Annotated in this window: 18 protein-coding genes, 1 tRNA gene and 1 other RNA gene; 15 read left to right on the top strand and 5 right to left on the bottom strand. The window is 36.0% G+C overall.

What is annotated here, in order from left to right; genetic code table 11:
- Position 1: 1 nt before the first annotated feature.
- The 4 genes from ACR9EA_RS03680 to ACR9EA_RS03665 are packed head-to-tail and all read left to right on the top strand — an operon-like array spanning position 2 to position 2,980.
- Positions 2 to 718, top strand: a complete 717-nt coding sequence (locus tag ACR9EA_RS03680) for a DUF4198 domain-containing protein (RefSeq protein ID WP_435137690.1) — start codon at positions 2 to 4, stop codon at positions 716 to 718.
- A gap of 23 nt (positions 719 to 741) precedes the next feature.
- Entirely contained in the window at positions 742 to 1,113 is a 372-nt protein-coding gene (locus tag ACR9EA_RS03675; RefSeq protein WP_435137687.1) for a hypothetical protein, read from the top strand.
- Positions 1,114 to 1,116: 3 nt separating this feature from the next.
- Entirely contained in the window at positions 1,117 to 1,416 is a 300-nt protein-coding gene (locus ACR9EA_RS03670) for a hypothetical protein (RefSeq protein ID WP_435137685.1), read from the top strand.
- A gap of 13 nt (positions 1,417 to 1,429) precedes the next feature.
- Positions 1,430 to 2,980 carry a PepSY-associated TM helix domain-containing protein gene (locus ACR9EA_RS03665; RefSeq protein WP_435137682.1) on the top strand — a complete coding sequence of 517 codons (1,551 nt, stop codon included), beginning with the start codon at positions 1,430 to 1,432 and terminating at the stop codon, positions 2,978 to 2,980.
- A gap of 120 nt (positions 2,981 to 3,100) precedes the next feature.
- Here the strand turns inward: ACR9EA_RS03665 and ACR9EA_RS03660 are convergent, their stop codons facing one another.
- Positions 3,101 to 4,306 carry an NAD(P)-dependent oxidoreductase gene (locus tag ACR9EA_RS03660; protein WP_435137679.1) on the bottom strand — a complete coding sequence of 402 codons (1,206 nt, stop codon included), beginning with the start codon at positions 4,304 to 4,306 and terminating at the stop codon, positions 3,101 to 3,103.
- Positions 4,307 to 4,545: 239 nt separating this feature from the next.
- Between ACR9EA_RS03660 and ssrA the strand changes: the two genes are divergently transcribed.
- Positions 4,546 to 4,941, top strand: a transfer-messenger RNA (tmRNA) gene (gene ssrA, locus ACR9EA_RS03655).
- Between the two features lie 129 nt (positions 4,942 to 5,070).
- Here ssrA and ACR9EA_RS03650 read toward each other — a convergent pair.
- Positions 5,071 to 5,763 carry a peptidoglycan DD-metalloendopeptidase family protein gene (locus tag ACR9EA_RS03650; RefSeq protein WP_435137677.1) on the bottom strand — a complete coding sequence of 231 codons (693 nt, stop codon included), beginning with the start codon at positions 5,761 to 5,763 and terminating at the stop codon, positions 5,071 to 5,073.
- Positions 5,764 to 5,906: 143 nt separating this feature from the next.
- Between ACR9EA_RS03650 and ACR9EA_RS03645 the strand changes: the two genes are divergently transcribed.
- From ACR9EA_RS03645 to ACR9EA_RS03635, 3 genes are read left to right on the top strand one after another with little or no spacing between them, the layout of a single operon-like run.
- Positions 5,907 to 6,770, top strand: a complete 864-nt coding sequence (locus ACR9EA_RS03645) for an outer membrane beta-barrel protein (protein ID WP_435137674.1) — start codon at positions 5,907 to 5,909, stop codon at positions 6,768 to 6,770.
- Between the two features lie 50 nt (positions 6,771 to 6,820).
- Positions 6,821 to 7,768, top strand: coding sequence for a GNAT family N-acetyltransferase (locus tag ACR9EA_RS03640; protein WP_435137671.1), 948 nt, complete (start codon positions 6,821 to 6,823; stop codon positions 7,766 to 7,768).
- A gap of 9 nt (positions 7,769 to 7,777) precedes the next feature.
- Positions 7,778 to 8,779 (top strand): metal-dependent hydrolase, encoded by a 1,002-nt coding sequence (locus ACR9EA_RS03635; RefSeq protein ID WP_435137668.1) that lies wholly within the window; start codon positions 7,778 to 7,780, stop codon positions 8,777 to 8,779.
- A 145-nt stretch (positions 8,780 to 8,924) separates the two neighbouring features.
- On the opposite strand, the gene rpsT is transcribed toward ACR9EA_RS03635, so the two are convergent.
- From rpsT to proS, 3 genes are all read right to left on the bottom strand, one after another.
- The gene (gene rpsT, locus ACR9EA_RS03630; protein ID WP_435137665.1) at positions 8,925 to 9,176 is read right to left on the bottom strand and encodes a 30S ribosomal protein S20; all 252 of its coding nucleotides are present in this window, start codon (positions 9,174 to 9,176) and stop codon (positions 8,925 to 8,927) included.
- Positions 9,177 to 9,202: 26 nt separating this feature from the next.
- A tRNA-Glu gene (locus ACR9EA_RS03625) sits at positions 9,203 to 9,274 on the bottom strand.
- 172 nt (positions 9,275 to 9,446) lie between these two features.
- Positions 9,447 to 10,925, bottom strand: coding sequence for a proline--tRNA ligase (gene proS / locus ACR9EA_RS03620; protein WP_435137662.1), 1,479 nt, complete (start codon positions 10,923 to 10,925; stop codon positions 9,447 to 9,449).
- Between the two features lie 29 nt (positions 10,926 to 10,954).
- On the opposite strand from proS, the gene ACR9EA_RS03615 reads away from it, so the two are divergent.
- The 7 genes from ACR9EA_RS03615 to ACR9EA_RS03585 all read left to right on the top strand — a co-directional run bounded on the left by ACR9EA_RS03615 (position 10,955) and on the right by ACR9EA_RS03585 (position 17,651).
- Positions 10,955 to 11,989 (top strand): hypothetical protein, encoded by a 1,035-nt coding sequence (locus tag ACR9EA_RS03615; RefSeq protein WP_435137659.1) that lies wholly within the window; start codon positions 10,955 to 10,957, stop codon positions 11,987 to 11,989.
- 22 nt (positions 11,990 to 12,011) lie between these two features.
- Positions 12,012 to 13,535, top strand: a complete 1,524-nt coding sequence (locus ACR9EA_RS03610; RefSeq protein WP_435137656.1) for an OmpP1/FadL family transporter — start codon at positions 12,012 to 12,014, stop codon at positions 13,533 to 13,535.
- Between the two features lie 132 nt (positions 13,536 to 13,667).
- On the top strand, positions 13,668 to 14,345 hold the full coding sequence (gene folE, locus ACR9EA_RS03605; RefSeq protein WP_435137653.1) for a GTP cyclohydrolase I FolE: 678 nt from the start codon (positions 13,668 to 13,670) through the stop codon (positions 14,343 to 14,345).
- 12 nt (positions 14,346 to 14,357) lie between these two features.
- Positions 14,358 to 15,842, top strand: coding sequence for a cysteine--tRNA ligase (cysS, locus tag ACR9EA_RS03600; protein ID WP_435137650.1), 1,485 nt, complete (start codon positions 14,358 to 14,360; stop codon positions 15,840 to 15,842).
- Between the two features lie 51 nt (positions 15,843 to 15,893).
- Positions 15,894 to 16,115: a membrane protein insertion efficiency factor YidD gene (gene yidD, locus ACR9EA_RS03595; protein ID WP_435139806.1), complete on the top strand. Its 222-nt coding sequence runs from the start codon at positions 15,894 to 15,896 to the stop codon at positions 16,113 to 16,115.
- A 79-nt stretch (positions 16,116 to 16,194) separates the two neighbouring features.
- On the top strand, positions 16,195 to 17,121 hold the full coding sequence (gene lgt, locus ACR9EA_RS03590) for a prolipoprotein diacylglyceryl transferase (protein ID WP_435137647.1): 927 nt from the start codon (positions 16,195 to 16,197) through the stop codon (positions 17,119 to 17,121).
- 20 nt (positions 17,122 to 17,141) lie between these two features.
- On the top strand, positions 17,142 to 17,651 hold the full coding sequence (locus ACR9EA_RS03585) for a DUF192 domain-containing protein (protein ID WP_435137645.1): 510 nt from the start codon (positions 17,142 to 17,144) through the stop codon (positions 17,649 to 17,651).
- Positions 17,652 to 17,831 lie beyond the last annotated feature (180 nt).

Raw genomic sequence — 17,831 nt, 5'->3', positions numbered from 1 at the left:
TATGAAAAAATTAATATTAACCCTGACTTTTTTAGTTCTGATTGTATCGCCATCTTTTGCACATTACTTATGGGTAGAAACAAATGCTCAGGGTTCTGTTGGACAATCGCAGGTAGTAAATGTATATTACGGCGAGTATACTTACGGCGTAATAGAACAAGTAAACGGCGAAGCATTTCCTAAAGTAAAAGACTTTAGCCTTTGGGTTATTGATGCTAACGGTAAGAAAACCGAATTACAGGTAACCGCTAAAGACGACCACTTTACAACTACTTTTACTCCTAAGCAAAAAGGAACTTATACTATTGTTTTAGATAACGATAACATTGAAGTTATAGACTATACCAAATACGATTTTGGTATATTTAAAACACATTACAATGCTTCTGCCGTTGTAGAAGTGGAGCAGGAAACTTCAAATTCTAACAACAGTTCTAAAAACGGAATTTCTATAGTAAAAGTTAAAGAACAAGGTAACGATATTAAATTGCAGGTACTATTTAAAGGCAAACCTCTTGCCGAAAACGAAGCAACTATTTTTGTTAGCGATTTATGGTCTAAAAAGTTAACAACAGACCAAGACGGCTATATTTCCTTTAACTTACCTTGGGCAACCAAATACATTATAGAAACCACCAAAAAAGAAGAAGTCCCAGGAAAATTTAAAGGCAAAGATTATCAATTTATTTGGCATTGTGCCACGTATTGTATTCAATAACACATTATAAAAAACAACTCTGAATGCTAACGTTCAGAGTTGTTTTAATTTTAGATATTATGATAACGCTATCTATTTTAATACTCATAATTGCATTTTACATGCTGTATTCTACCTCCAAACGTATGTGTATGCTTATTAGCATTCCGTTCGAGGCCGTATTACAGCGGCATATAAAGAGTGTTAAAATTATAGGAGTTTGTTTGTTGTTATTAGCTTTAATTTCAAACTGCTATACCTTTGGAGTAACCTCTGGTATCCTGTTTTTTTGTATTGGATTAATGACCTTTGGTAGTTTAATTATTTTATTAACACCGCTGAGACTTTTAACCTACAGAAGTTTAATTATTTTCGTTTTATTAAGTTTTACTATCGAATTTATATTCCATTTTTAAGCCATGCCTGCAAACAAAAAATATTTAACCACATCTAAAACTCAGCGCTTTGCTAAAATTACTGCGGCCATTTTAGGCGGATATCTAGTTACGGCATCGCTGCACATGGCTTTATCGTTTTGGTTAGACCACACTACAGTAATTATTACCTCTACCTTTACTGGTTTTATTTTATGGGCTAGCCTTATGGTAGTGGCATTTTTAGCTAAAAATGGATGGAAAATATGGGGTATCTATTTAGCTTTTACCTTACTATTTTCTATAGGCATTTATTTAGGTCAAATTTATAATCCAATCGTTTAACTTAAGTTTTAAAATGAGCGATAAACGCACCTACAATATTCTATTTCATACACACACGGTTAGTGGCATTGTTATTAGCGTTGCCCTTTATGTTATTTTCTTTGCGGGTTCGTTCTCGTTTTTTAGAGATGAAATTATTAATTGGGAACGCAATCATACTGTCGAGCGCACTGAAGATTTACAACTTGATTTCGATACAGCTTTAGATTCATTAAATGCAACTACCTCCCTAAAAGGAAGAGATATTGAACTCAGTAAGCATTATGTAGAACAGAACATTGGCATCTCTATATCTGCCTCTAAAGATAGTTTAACATCCAAAGATGAAAATGTTGGAAAATATCTTGTTTTAGATACCAAAACCTACTCACAGAGCACCTATACAAACAGCTATACCTTAGGCGAATTTTTATACCGTCTGCACTTTTTTGCTCAATTATACTACCCTGTTGGCTATTATTTAGCTGGTTTTGTAGCCTTCTTTTTTCTATTTGCTATTATTACTGGCATTATAATTCATTGGAATAAAATCGTTCCTAATTTTTACACCTTCAGACCCCTTGCCAAGCTAAAAACCTTATGGACCGATGCCCATACCGCTTTAGGAGTTATTGGTTTACCTTTTCAATTTGTATATGCTGTTACAGGAGCTTTTTTTATGATTAAAGCACTTTTAATTGCCCCCAATGTACTTTTGCTTTACAAAGGAGACGACACCAAATTTTACAAAGATCTAGGGTATGCCCATCCTGAAATTGAATATACAAATACGCCTTTAACTACCGACTTTAGTATTAACACCTATATAGAAAACACCAAACAACTTTGGCCCGATTTTAACATTACTCACGTGCATATCTTTAATTATGGCGATGCGAATATGCATGTGCAGACCGAAGGGCAATTAAACTACAACAACAAATTTACATCACCCGGACAAGCCCTTTACCAAGTAAAAACCGGGACTTTAATTTCTAAAAAAGACCCCTACCTTAAAGCAAGTTATTTAGATGGAGTAAAGAATGTTTTATACCGTTTACACTATGGCGATTATGCTGGCTTTGCTTTACGTGTAATAAGCTTTGTTTTGGGTATTATTTCCTGTTTGGTTATCATTTCTGGAGTTATGATATGGCTCGTGGCTCGCGACAAGAAAACGTTACCTGATAAAAAACGCAGATTTAACGAAACCGTTGTTAGAATATACCTTGCCATTTGTTTAAGTATGTACCCAATAACAGCCCTATCATTTATTGCCGTAAAACTTTTTGAGCCTGTTAGCCAGAGTTTTATTTATCGCTTTTATTTTATAGGCTGGTTGTTATTTATTGTACTTTATATCGTTAGAAGAGATAATGGATTTACAAACCGAAACACATTGTTATTAGGTTCTGTATTCGGTTTTTTAATACCTATAGCTAATGGTGTTACTACTGGAAATTGGTTTTGGTTAACTTTTAAAAATGAACAGTTTCAGTTGTGCTTTATAGATGTCTTTTGGTTAACATTAGCATCTATAACCTTATTTGCCTACATTAAAATTAAACATCGAAAAAAAGTATAACACGAGCAGTCAAATTCATTTTTAAATGCTTTACTCGTTTGTTTTTTAATTCTCCTTAAACAACTATTAAATGTCTCTTTTATAAATAAAAGATAAAGCAAACCTGCAAAGTACTAACACTTATTTCTTTCCATCGACATAATCGTGAAGGTAAGAAAATCGTGGTGTTAATTTTCCATCTGCAGTCATTCGCGCACGTTCTAAAACGCCATCGGCATCATTATTAAAAAAGGCAGGGATTACATGTTTCAGAAATATTTTACCAAAGCCTTGACTGGCATCTTTTGGCAATTCGCAAGGTAGGTTATCGACTGCCATGACAGCTATAGCATTTTCATTTTTAAAATCGACTTCCGATTCTGTTTCCGGGTCATAACCATAAATAGGATCTTCGATAGTAGATGCTCGTAACGTTGTAGCTACAGGACCATCGATATCGCAGCTAATATCGGCCACTACTCTAATATTAAACTCAGACGATTTTACATCGGCTCTTGTAAATAAATACGGTGCACCTTCGCCATAAAAGTGACCTGTTATAAGCATGTCTGTTACTGCGGCAAATCGCATAAACGTGGACTGATAGGCCTGCGGATTTTTAAAAAAATCTTTAAGAGGCTTTGTCTTACCATCTATACGCGCATTATAATCTAACGCATCTATATTACAATACACAGGGGTGCTAAAACGCTCAGTTAAATATGCCTCGACACTCACTTTAGGAATTTTTAAAGCATCTAAAATTTCCATAGCACCATGAGCTACCTTTCCGCCACCTGTTAATAAAATTCGCATATTTGGTACACTAAGTTGCTTGAGTTGCCTATTTAAAGCCTTTTGGTCTGCCAGTGTGTTGGCTTTTGGCAAATCCCAACTCGCATGCTTAAGTCCCCAGGTTCTAAATGCGTTATAAGCTCCAACAATACCTGCATAACGACCAAACCCTATAAGGCGCATCCCCTTTTTATCGATTATGGTTTCGTGGTCGTATAGCGTTATGTTTTTTTCTAGCACAGCTTGTAACAGCCTTCTATTATAAGGTTGCTTTTTTATGGTATGCGAAAAAAAGAAATACGATTTATTAGGGATTAAAGCTTCTACTGGAACTTCTTTTACTCCTAAAAACACATCGCAATCGGAAACATCTTTAACCACATTAAAACCTGCTAGCTTATAAACTTCGTCTGGAAAAATTCTGATCTTAGATTTCTCGATTTTGAATTTTGCTTCTGGAAATTGCTGTTTTACCTGCAAGAGTGTACGCGGGCCAAATACTACTCGTCTGTCTGGTGGGGTTTTACGTTCTTTAATAATTGCGAATTTCATACTGATGTTTTTAAGGTCTGACACGTTAGGGTAATGGCACAACTTTTGTACTAAATTACACGGAAATGTAGGTTAAAACAAATTTTTTAATAGCTTTGCATTCCTTATTTTTTCTTATACTATATAAGTTTAAATGGTATTGCGTTAAGGATTGCAGCGGCATCCTTTTTAATTGATAAATTAAAAAGATATAGCGAAAAGCCTGCCCCGAAAGGGAACGCCAAAATACTTACAACAATGGGGTCGACTGGTTTTGACAGCGAGATGCATTGAACGGTAAGCACGTCGTGTAATGATTTTGAAACACGTTAAAGGCTAGATCACACTTTTAAACGGCGAGAATAACTACGCTTTAGCTGCCTAATCTGAATTATAGTAAGATTGGCCTAGGCACACAAGGTGTGCAAGCTTTATGTCTCCGGTAAGCCTTGATTGGCGGCGTACCATTTAGAGGCATCGTAAAAGTCAATATAGAAAGTTTGATGCTTTGGCTTACTTTCGAAATTTAAGAAGCTAAGTTGTAACTAGGTTGTCTTTAACCAGGTTGCAATCGAAAAAACAAGAAAAGAATAAGCGTGTAGAAAGCCCTTTGATCACTTGTTTGGACCCGAGTTCGATTCTCGGCGACTCCACATTAAACAACCCTAAATTCTTCTCTTTTAAGTGTTTAGGGTTTTATTTAAAAACATCTAGGCAGCTAATTAATTTTCATTCTACTCATACACCTGAATTTGAAGTATTAAAACAACTACCTAAAATATGATTCACAATCGCAACAACACATTAGGATCTGGACAATTGGTTTTGTAAAATTCTAAATCGGTTTTACTGGCAACACCAGGGTAATCGCCAGAATAATCCTGAATATCTTTAATAATTTGAAAATGTAAATGTGGCGGATAATCGCCATTAACAGTAGCATCGCCTAGAGTTCCTAAAACCGCTCCACCAACAAATTTTTGCCCTACTTTTAAGTTAGTAATAGACGCTAAACTTAAATGGCCATAAAGGGTAAAAAATTCAACACCAAAAAATCGATGCTTCAAAATAATGGTTGGTCCATAATCGCCATAATTGGTATTGTTCTTAAAGCTATGTACTTCGCCTTCTAAAATCGCACAAACCGGAGTTCCTGCATCGCACCAAAAATCTATACCTAAATGAATATTCCTTTCGGTAGCAACATCACCCGCATTAAAATAACTACTCCTTTGGTACAATTGGCGCACCTCTAAATAGCCACCATAAGCAACATCTGCTTGCGCTGTATCTAGATAAGCCTGAATATAGTTGTTTAAATCTTCGGAAGACGCCAAATTTACATGACTTAAATCTGAATTTTGAGTAGATAAATCAATAGGAATGAATTTATGTTCCCCTTCCACCCTATCTTTCAAAACTAATAATCTATTTGTGCTTAGCTGTTTTAATAGCTCTAAAAAAGTACTTGAAGCCATACCTTAATTTTCTTCCAAAAATATAAATTTGAAAAACAGACGCTTACCCTTTAGCAATAAATATTTCGCGAGTAATTGCTCAAAGCACATTAAAATCCCCCTTTTAAAGCGTATTTTTGCAAAAACAACTTAATTAATTATACATGAAAAAGCTAACATTTTTAGGCATTGGCTTGTTATTCAGCGCCATGTCTTACGGACAATTTCAAATCTCTGCCAGCACAGGTTATGCCATTGGTAGTGCAGAAATGAAATTAGGCGAAAAAGCAAACGCTTCTACTACAGAAAACTCTTACGGAAGCTATGGTGAAGGTTTAAATTTTCAGTTACGCGGGACTTATTTTTTTAACGATAATTTTGGTGCAGATTTAGGTTTTGGCTACTTACACGGTGCTGACCAAACCGTTTCTAAAGTCGATTTACCAAACCAACAAATAGAAGCTATTGCCCGTGCACGTGCCTATGGCGCATCGCTATCTTTGGTTTACAAGTTTACAAACAACCTTTACGGACGCTTTGGAGCTTTAATAAAAGTAGGTGGAAAAACGGAAGCTGTTGTACATCAGACTTCGGTGTTTTCAGATCCTGAAACAGAAGCTTTAGGCCTACCTTCTGGCTCGTATTCGGAGACCAATTATGTAGAAGATTTCCACGGTAAATTCCCTTTAGGCTTTGTAGGTGCTTTAGGTTACCGTTTCGAACTAAACTCTAATTTTAGCCTTTTTGCTGAAGCCGAATATTACGGTATAAGTTTAAAACGTAAAGATTCTGAAATTACAGAATTCAATACCAATATTGTGCTTCCAAACGGCGATGTGGCTGTTGAAGGTTTTTATAATTTAGATAATCTACCAGAAGGCTATGTAAAAAAATCTACCTATGTAGACGAATTACCAAACAACAATACCGATCCGTCTAAAAAGCTATCGCAAAAGGTACCTTACTCCTCATTCGGCATTAATTTTGGTGTCACCTACACCTTCAAAAAATCAGAAAAAACCATGTAACAAAAATGCCTATTTTTAATAGGCATTTTTTTATGGATTAAAATTACTATATGACCGACATTATAGCTCAAACCGAACGACTGTATTTAAGACCACTTACAGTAGATGATGCACCACATTTCTACCACATGAATGCAGATGAAGAGGTTTTAAAATACACTGGAGACAACGCTTTTTGCTCTATTGAAGCGGCAGCAGAATTTTTAAAAAACTACCCAGATTACAAAGTAAACAACATGGGGAGATGGGCCGTTTGCCTTAAAGACAACAACACGTTTTTAGGTTGGTGCGGATTGAAATTTCATAAAAAGGATAATTATGTTGAAGTAGGCTATCGTTTTTACAAAAAATATTGGAATAAAGGTTACGCCACCGAAAGTTGCAAAGCAGCAATAAATTATGGGTTTGAAACCCTAAAACTACAAACTATATACGCCCATGCACATCGCGATAACACAAAATCGCAACGGGTGTTACTAAAATGTGGATTAACAAAAATAGATGAAGCGATTTACGACAACCAGCCAGCTTACCTTTATAAAATAAACAATCCGTTTGTAACTATCACAAACATTTCTGCTTTAGAAACCTACGCTGTTAGACATCCTGTTTTACGCCCAGGAAGACCGCTTGAAGATTGCGCTTTTGTTGACGATAATGCTCCAAAAACATTTCATTTAGGTATATATTTTAAACAAAATCTGGTAGGTGTTGTTAGCTTTTTAAAACAAACTCATAAGGATTTTAAAGATCCATCGCAATATCAGCTTCGTGGTATGGCCATATTAAAATCGTTTCAAAGATTAGATTTCGGAAAATTACTAGTTCAGGAAGGCGAAAAACAAGTTAATAAAAGAACAGGGACTTTCATTTGGCTTAACGCACGGGAAATTGCAGTTCCTTTCTATAAAAAACAAGGCTATACCATATATGGTGACGCCTTCGATATTCCTAAAATTGGAGCACATTTTACGATGATAAAATCAATATCCCTATAAAATTAAATCATGGATTCTTTAACTCAAATTGTATTAGGTGCCGCCGTGGGCGAAGTTGTTTTAGGCAAACATATTGGCAATAAAGCCATGTTGTATGGTGCAATTGCTGGGACTATTCCTGATTTAGATGTTTTTACATCTCATTTTACCAATACGGCAACTGCCTTATCTATTCATCGAGGAATCACACATTCGTTACTTTTTGCCTTAATTTTTGGACCTCTTTGCGGCATAATAGTTTCGCATTTCGAAAACTACAAAGATATTGGTAAATGGAGCCTACTGTTCTTTTTAGGATTTTTAACTCACGCCCTGTTAGACATACACACCACTTGGGGCACTCAATTCTTTTGGCCGCTGCCTTACAAAATTGCTTTACAAACTATTTTTGTTATAGATCCGCTGTATACACTCCCCTTTTTAATTTGTTTGTTGTTGGCCATGTTTCAAAATCGGACATCAAAAAAAAGACGGTTTTATACAACTTTAGGACTTAGTTTAAGCTCAGCTTACCTAATACTTACCTATGGTTTAAAATGGCTGGCCTTTCAACAATTTGAACAGGCATTACAAATACAAAATATTACTTATTTAAAACTAGACACTAGACCTGCGCCTTTAAACACCATTTTATGGAATGCCAATGTAGAAACAGAAGATGCTTACTTATTGGGGCAATATTCATTTTTTGATACGCAACCCATAACGTTTAACCGTTTCCCTAAAAATCATCATCTTATTAAAGCGTATTTAAACGATAAGTCGGTACAAAACATGATTAACATTACAAATGGATGGTACACGATAACTAAAGAAAATGGAAGTTTATATTTTAATGATTTAAGATTCGGATTGTACGATATGTCTGAAAATTCAACCAATTTTGTATTTAAATATCTTATGGTTCCAAATACAACCAATAATGAAGTCGAATTTATTGAAGCACCAAAAACACCTGTAAATGGCCAAGAGTTACTTACAGAATTATGGCTTAGAGTTAAAGGCAATTAATCTATCCCAAAATACACCAATAAAAAAAGCCTTAGAATGACTTCAAGGCTTTTTTTGTGACACAACATTAATAACTAAAGTTAATTGCAACAAAAAAGCTTCTCTAATCGAGAAGCTTTTTGTTATTATATAACTTGATAAGTTCTTATAAAGAAGCTACGTGCTTAGATAAACCTGATTTTAGGTTTGCTGCTTTATTAGCGTGAATAATATTTTTCTTCGCTAATTTATCAATCATAGAAACTACGTTTGAATATAAAGCTTCTGCTTCTTCTTTAGTTCCAGCTTCACGTAACTTTTTAATAGCATTACGAGTCGTCTTATGCTGATATCTATTTCTTAAACGCTTAGCTTCGTTGCTTCTGATTCTCTTTAATGATGACTTATGATTTGCCATTTTAATTCTTTCTTATTAAATGATTGTAGCCCGTAGGGGAATCGAACCCCTCTTACCAGGATGAAAACCTGGCGTCCTAGCCGATAGACGAACGGGCCATTGTTTTTTTTGAGTGTGCAAATTTAAAACTTATTTTTTAATCTGCAAAACATTTTTTCAAAAAACTTCAATGTGATATTTTTTATTTCTGTTATCGCATTGCGGGTGCAAATATACAACCTATTTTTAATCTCGCAATAGCTAAATCAACTTTTTTTAAAAAAAATTAATTTAATAGGCTTTTGCAAACAACACTCGCTTTAAAGATGGCTTTCCAGAATACACACAAACCCCTTCTTCTTCTACTGCATCTAATGGTATACAACGAATAGTAGCCTTGGTAATTTCCTTAATTTTATCTTCGGTCTCTGCGGTACCATCCCAGTGTGCCGAAACGAAACCACCTTTATTTTCTATAACTGTTTTAAACTCTTCAAAAGTATCTACCTTAGTAGTATGCTCTGCCCTATAGTTTAAAGCCTTATTAAACAAAGTATCCTGTATTTCGGTCATCAAACCTTCAACAACATTGGTAAGTATATCTAAAGACACAATTTCTTTTGTTAAGGTATCTCGTCTTGCTAACTCTACAGTACCATTTTGTAAATCTTTAGGCCCTATTGCAATACGCAAAGGCACACCTTGCAATTCGTGCTGAGCAAATTTTGCTCCAGGCCTGAATGTCGTTCTATCATCATATTTAACCGAAATATGCTTAGCTCTTAAATCGCTCATAATAAGCTTAGCTATTTTAGATATTTCCTCGAACTCTTCGTCGGTTTTGAAAATAGGAACAATTACCACCTGATTTGGTGCTAGATTAGGAGGCAAAACCAGACCGTGGTCATCGCTATGCGTCATAATTAAAGCCCCCATCAATCGAGTAGACACTCCCCACGATGTGGCCCACACATAATCTTGCTTACCTTCTTTTGAAGTATATTTAACATCGAAAGCTTTAGCAAAATTTTGCCCCAAGAAATGAGAAGTTCCTGCTTGCAAGGCTTTTCCGTCCTGCATTAAGGCTTCTATACAATAGGTATCCTCGGCACCAGCAAAACGTTCGCTTTCCGTTTTCACCCCTTGTATAACTGGGATAGCCATAAAATTTTCAACAAAATCGGCATAAACCGTATTCATTAACTGAGCCTCTTCTAAAGCTTCGGCCTTTGTTTCGTGTGCCGTATGCCCTTCTTGCCATAAAAATTCGGCTGTTCTTAAAAACAAACGCGTACGCATTTCCCAACGCACGACATTGGCCCACTGATTAATTTTTAACGGAAGATCTCTATAGGATTGAATCCATCCCTTATAAGTATTCCAAATAATAGCTTCACTGGTTGGTCTTACCACCAATTCTTCTTCCAGCCTTGCTTCTGGATCTACGCGCAACTTACCAGGCTTATCTGGATCGTTTTGCAATCTATAATGTGTTACCACAGCACACTCTTTGGCAAAACCTTCGGCATTCTTTTCTTCTGCTTCGAATAAACTTTTGGGAACAAACAATGGGAAATATGCATTCTCATGTCCTGTTTCTTTAAACATTCTATCCAACTCGGCTCTCATTTTCTCCCAAATAGCAAACCCATATGGTTTGATTACCATACACCCTCTTACAGCTGAGTTCTCTGCTAAATCTGCCTTGACTACCAGTTCGTTATACCATTTTGAGTAGTCTTCTACTCTACTTGTCAGTTTTTTACTCATATCTTTGTTTTGGCACAAATATTGCGACTATGTTAAATACACTTAATAGTTCGGCAAAACTAATTATTTTTGTTATGTTCAACAATAAAATTAATCTCGATATGCAATATCTATATATATTACAACGTAAACCAGCACTATTTGTTTTGTTATTATCTTTTTTAGGACTTGCGTCTTGCGGAAGTTCTCAAGATTATGCGCAAAGCAATAGCGATGGTATTTACGGCACACCAAACCAAGTTATTGTTCAACACAATCCAGACAATACAAACGACAATTCTTATTACACCACGTATTTTAAAGAGAAGTCTAACGAATACGATTTATACAACCAACAAGTACAAGATTCTGTTTTTACAGATATAGACTCGTATTCCAGCAATTCGTATACTGCAATTAATAACGACGAAAATAGTTATAGTGGTAATGGCGGCTGGGGTACACAAAACGAAAGTGTTACCGTAAACATCTACAACGACCCATTTATGTATGGCGGTGGTTGGGGATACCCATATTATGGCTGGGGCTGGGGTTATCCTGCCTACGGTTGGGGTTGGGGCTGGGGCTTCGGTTGGGGTGGTGGTTTTTATAACCCATACTTCCCTCCTTACTACGGCGGTGGCTGGTATGGTGGTTGGGGCTACCCAGGATATTGGGGAGGCCACAGACCTCCTGCATATTATGGCAATCGCATGTATTCGCGTAGAGGTTTGGCTTACAACACATCTAACCGTTACTTAAACACGAATAGAAGATATAGTTCTGAAGCTTCTACGAGATATCAGAATTTCACAAGAAATAATTCATCGCGTGCCAATAACGCAAGAACTTCTAATGCAACAAGAAATTACAATACTAACAGATCTACTAGAAATTATAATACCAATACAAACAGAAGAACACAATCTATAAACCCTACAAAATCTAATAACACTAACAGGTCTTATAACAGTACCCGTTCGTCTAGTAACAGAAGCTACTCTACACCTCGATCGTCTGGAAGTATGAGATCTGGCGGAAGTATGGGTTCTGGAGGCAGTATGAGATCGTCTAGAGGTAGATAATTAAAGCACTTTTCCTTATAAAATGAAATTAAAAACATTAGCTTTTTACATCGCAGGCATATTTTGTATGCCTGCTTTTTATGCACAAAACATAACCGATGCCGTAAGGTACTCGGCAGATAATATTGAAGGTACAGCACGGTATCGCGCACTAAGTGGCGCATTTACAGCTTTAGGAGGCGATTTATCTGCTAGTAGCCTGAACCCAGCTGGTTCAGCCATTTTTAATAGTACATATACCTCGTTTAGCCTTTCGAGTTTGAACACAAAAAACAAAACAGATTATTTCAATAATCATAATTCTAACTCCAATTCCAATACAGAGTTTACACAAATAGGTGCTGCATTTGTTTTTTACAGCCCAAACACCACCAATAATTTCAATAAATTCTCGTTTGGTATTTCCTATGATAAAACTCAAGATTTCACTAACGATTGGACCGTTAACGGAATTAATACAAACTCTATAGATAGTTATTTTTTAGCTAATGCCCAAGGACTTCGGTTAGACGAAATTTCTGCAAGAAGTAACGAAACAATTACACAAGCCTATTCCGAAATTGGTAGAATTTACGGTACAAGACATCAACAAGCCTTTTTGGGGTACCAATCGTATATTTTAGAACCAATGGAAGATGTAGATGAGAACACCGAGTACACCTCGAATATCGCTCCAGGCACATTCAATCAACAATATGCTTATGCAGCTACAGGCTACAATGGTAAGATTGCCGTTAATTTTGCTAGCGAGGTTAACAGCAAATTATATTTAGGAGTCAATTTAAACACCCATTTTATAAGCTACGACAAATACACCTATTTAAACGAAAGAAACAGCAATACAAACACGCTAGTTAACCATGTTATATTCGAAAATACATTATCTACTATCGGTGGCGGTTTCTCGTTTCAACTTGGCGGAATTTACAAAGCTACGGAAAATTTAAGGCTAGGACTTACTTATAATTCGCCTACTTGGTACACCATTAGCGAAGAAACTACACAAGGAGTTACAACTGTTAGAAACGAAAATAGTACTGCAGTAACCCAAATTGTAGAACCAAGAGTTGCCAATATTTACCCTGATTACAAACTGCAAACACCAGGGAAAATTAATGCTGGCATAGCTTATATTTTTGGGTACTCTGGGCTTATTAGTCTTGATTATTCTTATAAAGATTACAGTAACGCGAAGTTTAAACCTACCAACGACATCTATTTCTCTGAACAAAACAACATTATAAACAACAACTTAAAAGGAGCTTCAGCCATTGCCATTGGCGGAGAATACCGATTAAAACAATTAAGTTTAAGAGGCGGTTACAGGTTTGAAGAAAGTCCGTATAAAAACGGAAATACCATCGGCGATTTATCGGGGTATTCTGTTGGTTTGGGTTACAGTTTTGGCGTTACTAAAATCGACATCACTTTCGATCAGTCCCAACGCGATAATAATTATCAACTATACAGCGTAGGCTTAACCGATACCGCTTCAATACAAACACGAAATTCTAACGTAACTTGCTCTTTAAGTTTCGCTTTATAAAATAACAGCTTTTGCATCAACACCATTAAAAAGACGCTTCATTCACCTATCCTGTAAATGTTTAACAATTCAGACCTATTCAATAGGGAATTACTTATCTTTGCAGATTAATACAGAATTATTTTTTTGATAATGAAATTGGATAATAAATTAGAAGAATTTGAATCTTTAGGCGACGACCACATTGGCACTTCGGCAGATACACCAATGCGAGACGATGCTTTTAAACTTTCTAACGAAGAAAAAATCGAAATCATAAAAGACGACGTACGACATATTATGGAAACCTTAGGCCTAGATCTTACAGACGACAGCCTTAAAGGAACGCCTAATCGCGTGGCTAAAATGTTTGTAAAAGAAATTTTTGGAGGTTTAGACCCTAGCAGAAAACCTAGCGCTTCAACTTTCGACAATAAATACAAATACGGCGAAATGTTAGTCGAAAAAAACATTACCGTATATTCTACCTGCGAACACCACCTTTTACCTATTGTTGGTCGTGCACACGTAGCTTACATTTCTAACGGCAATGTTGTTGGTTTATCTAAAATGAATCGTATTGTAGATTACTACGCCAAGCGTCCGCAAGTACAAGAACGCCTAACAATACAAATCGTTAAAGAATTACAAGAAGTACTAAACACAGAAGATGTAGCTTGTGTAATAGATGCTAAACATTTGTGCGTTAACTCCAGAGGTATACGAGACATCGAGAGCAGCACAGTAACATCGGAATTTGGTGGTAAATTTAAAGATGCCGAAACCCGTAAAGAATTCTTAAATTATATTAATTTAGACACTCAATTTTAAATTACAAGCATCATGCCGCAGCTGTACAAGCAACAAAGCATTAAAATTTACAATTCACTTTCCGGGCAAAAAGAAGCTTTTACACCCATAAACGACGGTTACGTTGGCATGTATGTTTGCGGCCCAACGGTTTATAGCAATGTGCATTTAGGAAATGTAAGAACCTTTATGTCTTTCGATACTATTTTTAGGTACCTTAAACATTTAGGTTACAAAGTACGCTATGTACGTAATATTACAGATGCGGGACATTTAGAAAACGATGCCGATGAAGGCGAAGACCGCATTGCAAAAAAAGCGCGTTTAGAGCAAATAGAACCTATGGAAGTCGTACAACGTTACACTGTAGATTTTCATAATATTTTAAATAAGTTCAATTTTTTACCGCCAAGCATAGAACCTACTGCTACCGGACACATTATTGAACAAATAGAACTCATTAAAACCATAATAGACAACGGTTTTGCTTACGAAGTAAATGGCTCTGTGTATTTTGATGTTTTAAAGTTTAACAAAACCAACAATTACGGGAAGCTAAGCAAACGTAATGTAGAAGACTTAATACACAACACCCGAGAATTAGACGGACAGAGCGATAAAAAAAATCCGCAAGATTTTGCGCTTTGGAAAAAAGCCGAACCTCAACACATTATGCGTTGGCCATCGCCTTGGAGCGACGGTTTTCCTGGTTGGCATTTAGAGTGTACAGCCATGAGCACAAAATATTTGGGCGAACATTTTGATATACACGGTGGCGGAATGGATTTAAAATTCCCGCACCACGAATGCGAAATCGCGCAGGCAGAAGCTTGCAACCACCAATCGCCAGTTAACTATTGGATGCACGCCAATATGTTAATTATGAATGGTAAAAAAATGGCCAAGTCTACGGGTAATTTTATTCTTCCCGAAGAAATATTTACAGGAGATAATCCGCATATCACACAAGCTTACAGTGCTGGCGTTGCAAGATTTTTTATGCTACAAGCCCACTACAGAAGCGTTTTAGACTTTACCAATAACGGTTTATTGGCAAGCGAAAAAGGGTTTAATCGTCTTATGGATGCTATTGCAGATTTAGACAACTTAAAAACCAACGAAACATCGTCTGTTAACATTACCGATTGGAAACAAAAGTGTTACGACGCCATGAACGACGATTTTAACACGCCTATTTTAATTGCAAATTTATTCGAGGCTGTTAAAGTCATCAATCAAATAAAAGACAATAAAGCTACTATTTCTAAAACGGATTTAGATCTACTTAAAACCACAATAAACACATTTACTTTTGACGTTTTAGGTTTGGTATCTGGCAGTGCAAATGAAGCAGGAGAAGGCAAACTATCTGGAGCTGTAGAATTATTAATACAACTCCGCCAAGAAGCTAGAGCCAACAAAGACTTTGCATTATCTGATAAAATTAGAGACGAACTTGCCGCTGTTGGCATTCAATTAAACGACGGTAAAGACGGCACTACTTTTTCTACAAACTAAACAATAATAATACACAACGGACAAGCAAAACACTTGTCCGTTTTTTTTGCCATGAAACGTATTTTAATCGCACCCTTTTTATTCATTATCAAAATATATCAAACGGCGATATCTCCCCTATTTCCTGCTTCGTGCAGATATGCGCCAACATGCTCGCAATACACCAAAGAAGCATTATTAAAGCATGGATTATTTAAAGGTGGATGGCTTGGTATTAAACGCATTTTAAGCTGTCACCCTTGGGGAGGCTCTGGTTACGACCCTGTACCTTAAAAATTAAGATGTGTTAACAGCCTAAACTTTTTGTATACCTAATCAAATGTCTATATTTACGCATTGAAAAAATAAATCTATGCACGTTTTAAAATTCGATTGGAATCCGACCACAGGAATTGATATTATTGGAAATTTTCAGCTTCATTTTTACAGTTTAATGTGGGTAACCGCCTTTTTATTGGGTTTTTACGTTATGAAGCGTATTTACGAAAAAGAACACGTATCGTTAGAGTATTTAGATCCGCTTTTTATTTACACAGTATTAGCAACCATGATAGGTGCTCGTTTAGGACATGTATTTTTTTACCAGCCAGAATTAATACAACAAGACTTTTTAAGCATCTTTTTACCAATTCGCACCAAACCAGAACTTGAATTCACAGGTTTTCAAGGATTGGCAAGTCATGGTGCCGCTATTGGCATAATTATAGGCATGTATTTATACCGACGTAAATACAAGTACAAATCGCTTATCTGGATTTTAGATCGTATAGTTATTCCGGTATCTTTAGGTGCTATTTTTATTAGAATTGGAAATTTCATCAACTCAGAAATTATAGGAAAAGTTACAGATTCTAATCTGGGTGTACGCTTTATTCAAGACGAATACAGCAAGCGAGAGGCCGTACAATTAACAGGCATAAAAAACCCAAAGGACGCTTATAACGCCATTGCCAACAATCCGCAGTTTCAAAATTTATTAGATGCTGTTCCTTACAGACATGCGGCTCAATTATACGAATCGGCCTGTTATCTTGTCGTGTTTATTATACTATCGACATTATATAGCAAAACAACTAAAAAAGACAATCCTGGCTTTTTGTTTGGGCTGTTTCTAGTGCTCCTTTGGACTATTAGATTTTTTGTAGAGTTTGTTAAAGAAGCCCAAGTAGACGATCGTGCCTCGTGGGCACTTAACACAGGACAATGGTTAAGCATTCCATTTATATTGATAGGCTTATATTTTATGTTTATTTACAAAGGGAAAGAAAAGTTAGCCTAATCTTTAGTAACTTGTGTAGCATGAAAACAAAAACACTTACAAACACCTTTTTAACTTCGGCCGTTATAAGTGTGTTATGTTGCGCTAGTTGTAAAGAAACTTCTAAATCTGCCCCTATTAAACCGGTAGAAGTGCATTTTACCAAAGAAGCAGAACTATCTATTTTTAAAGCGAAAACCGATTCGGTAATACAAACTTTAGACATAGAAATTGCCGATACCGATTACGACAGAGAAACTGGCTTAATGTACAGAACGAGTATGCTGGATAGTCAAGGTATGCTTTTTGTTTTTCCTGACGAAACGCGCCGTTCGTTTTACATGAAAAACACCCAATTTGCATTAGATTTAATTTACATTAAAGCTGACAGGACTATAGATAGTTTTCAAAAATACGCGAAACCTATGGATGAAGCCTCGTTACTTTCTGAAGGTGGCGCGATGTATGTGTTGGAAGTAAATGCCGGACTTTCGGATGCATGGAATTTAAAAGCAGGCGATTCTATTTCGTTTTCAGAATTCAACAATTAAATTGCAAAATATCGCCTAGAGGGACTTGACAAACTACTAGGCATAAAAATTGAATTTCCGTCAATCTAAACTTATTTAACTTCATCGATTCTTCAATTTCAAATTCTCATAATTATTGATTTTCAACTTTATGAAACTCTGAATAAATTCTAAAATGACAGACTACTTTACTTTTTAAAC

Origin of the sequence: Formosa sp. A9 (genome assembly GCF_051200825.1) — a bacterium.
Lineage (GTDB): Bacteria > Bacteroidota > Bacteroidia > Flavobacteriales > Flavobacteriaceae > Formosa.
The sequence above is the reverse complement of the archived record's forward strand: the minus strand, read 5'-3'. Positions and strand labels throughout refer to the sequence as shown.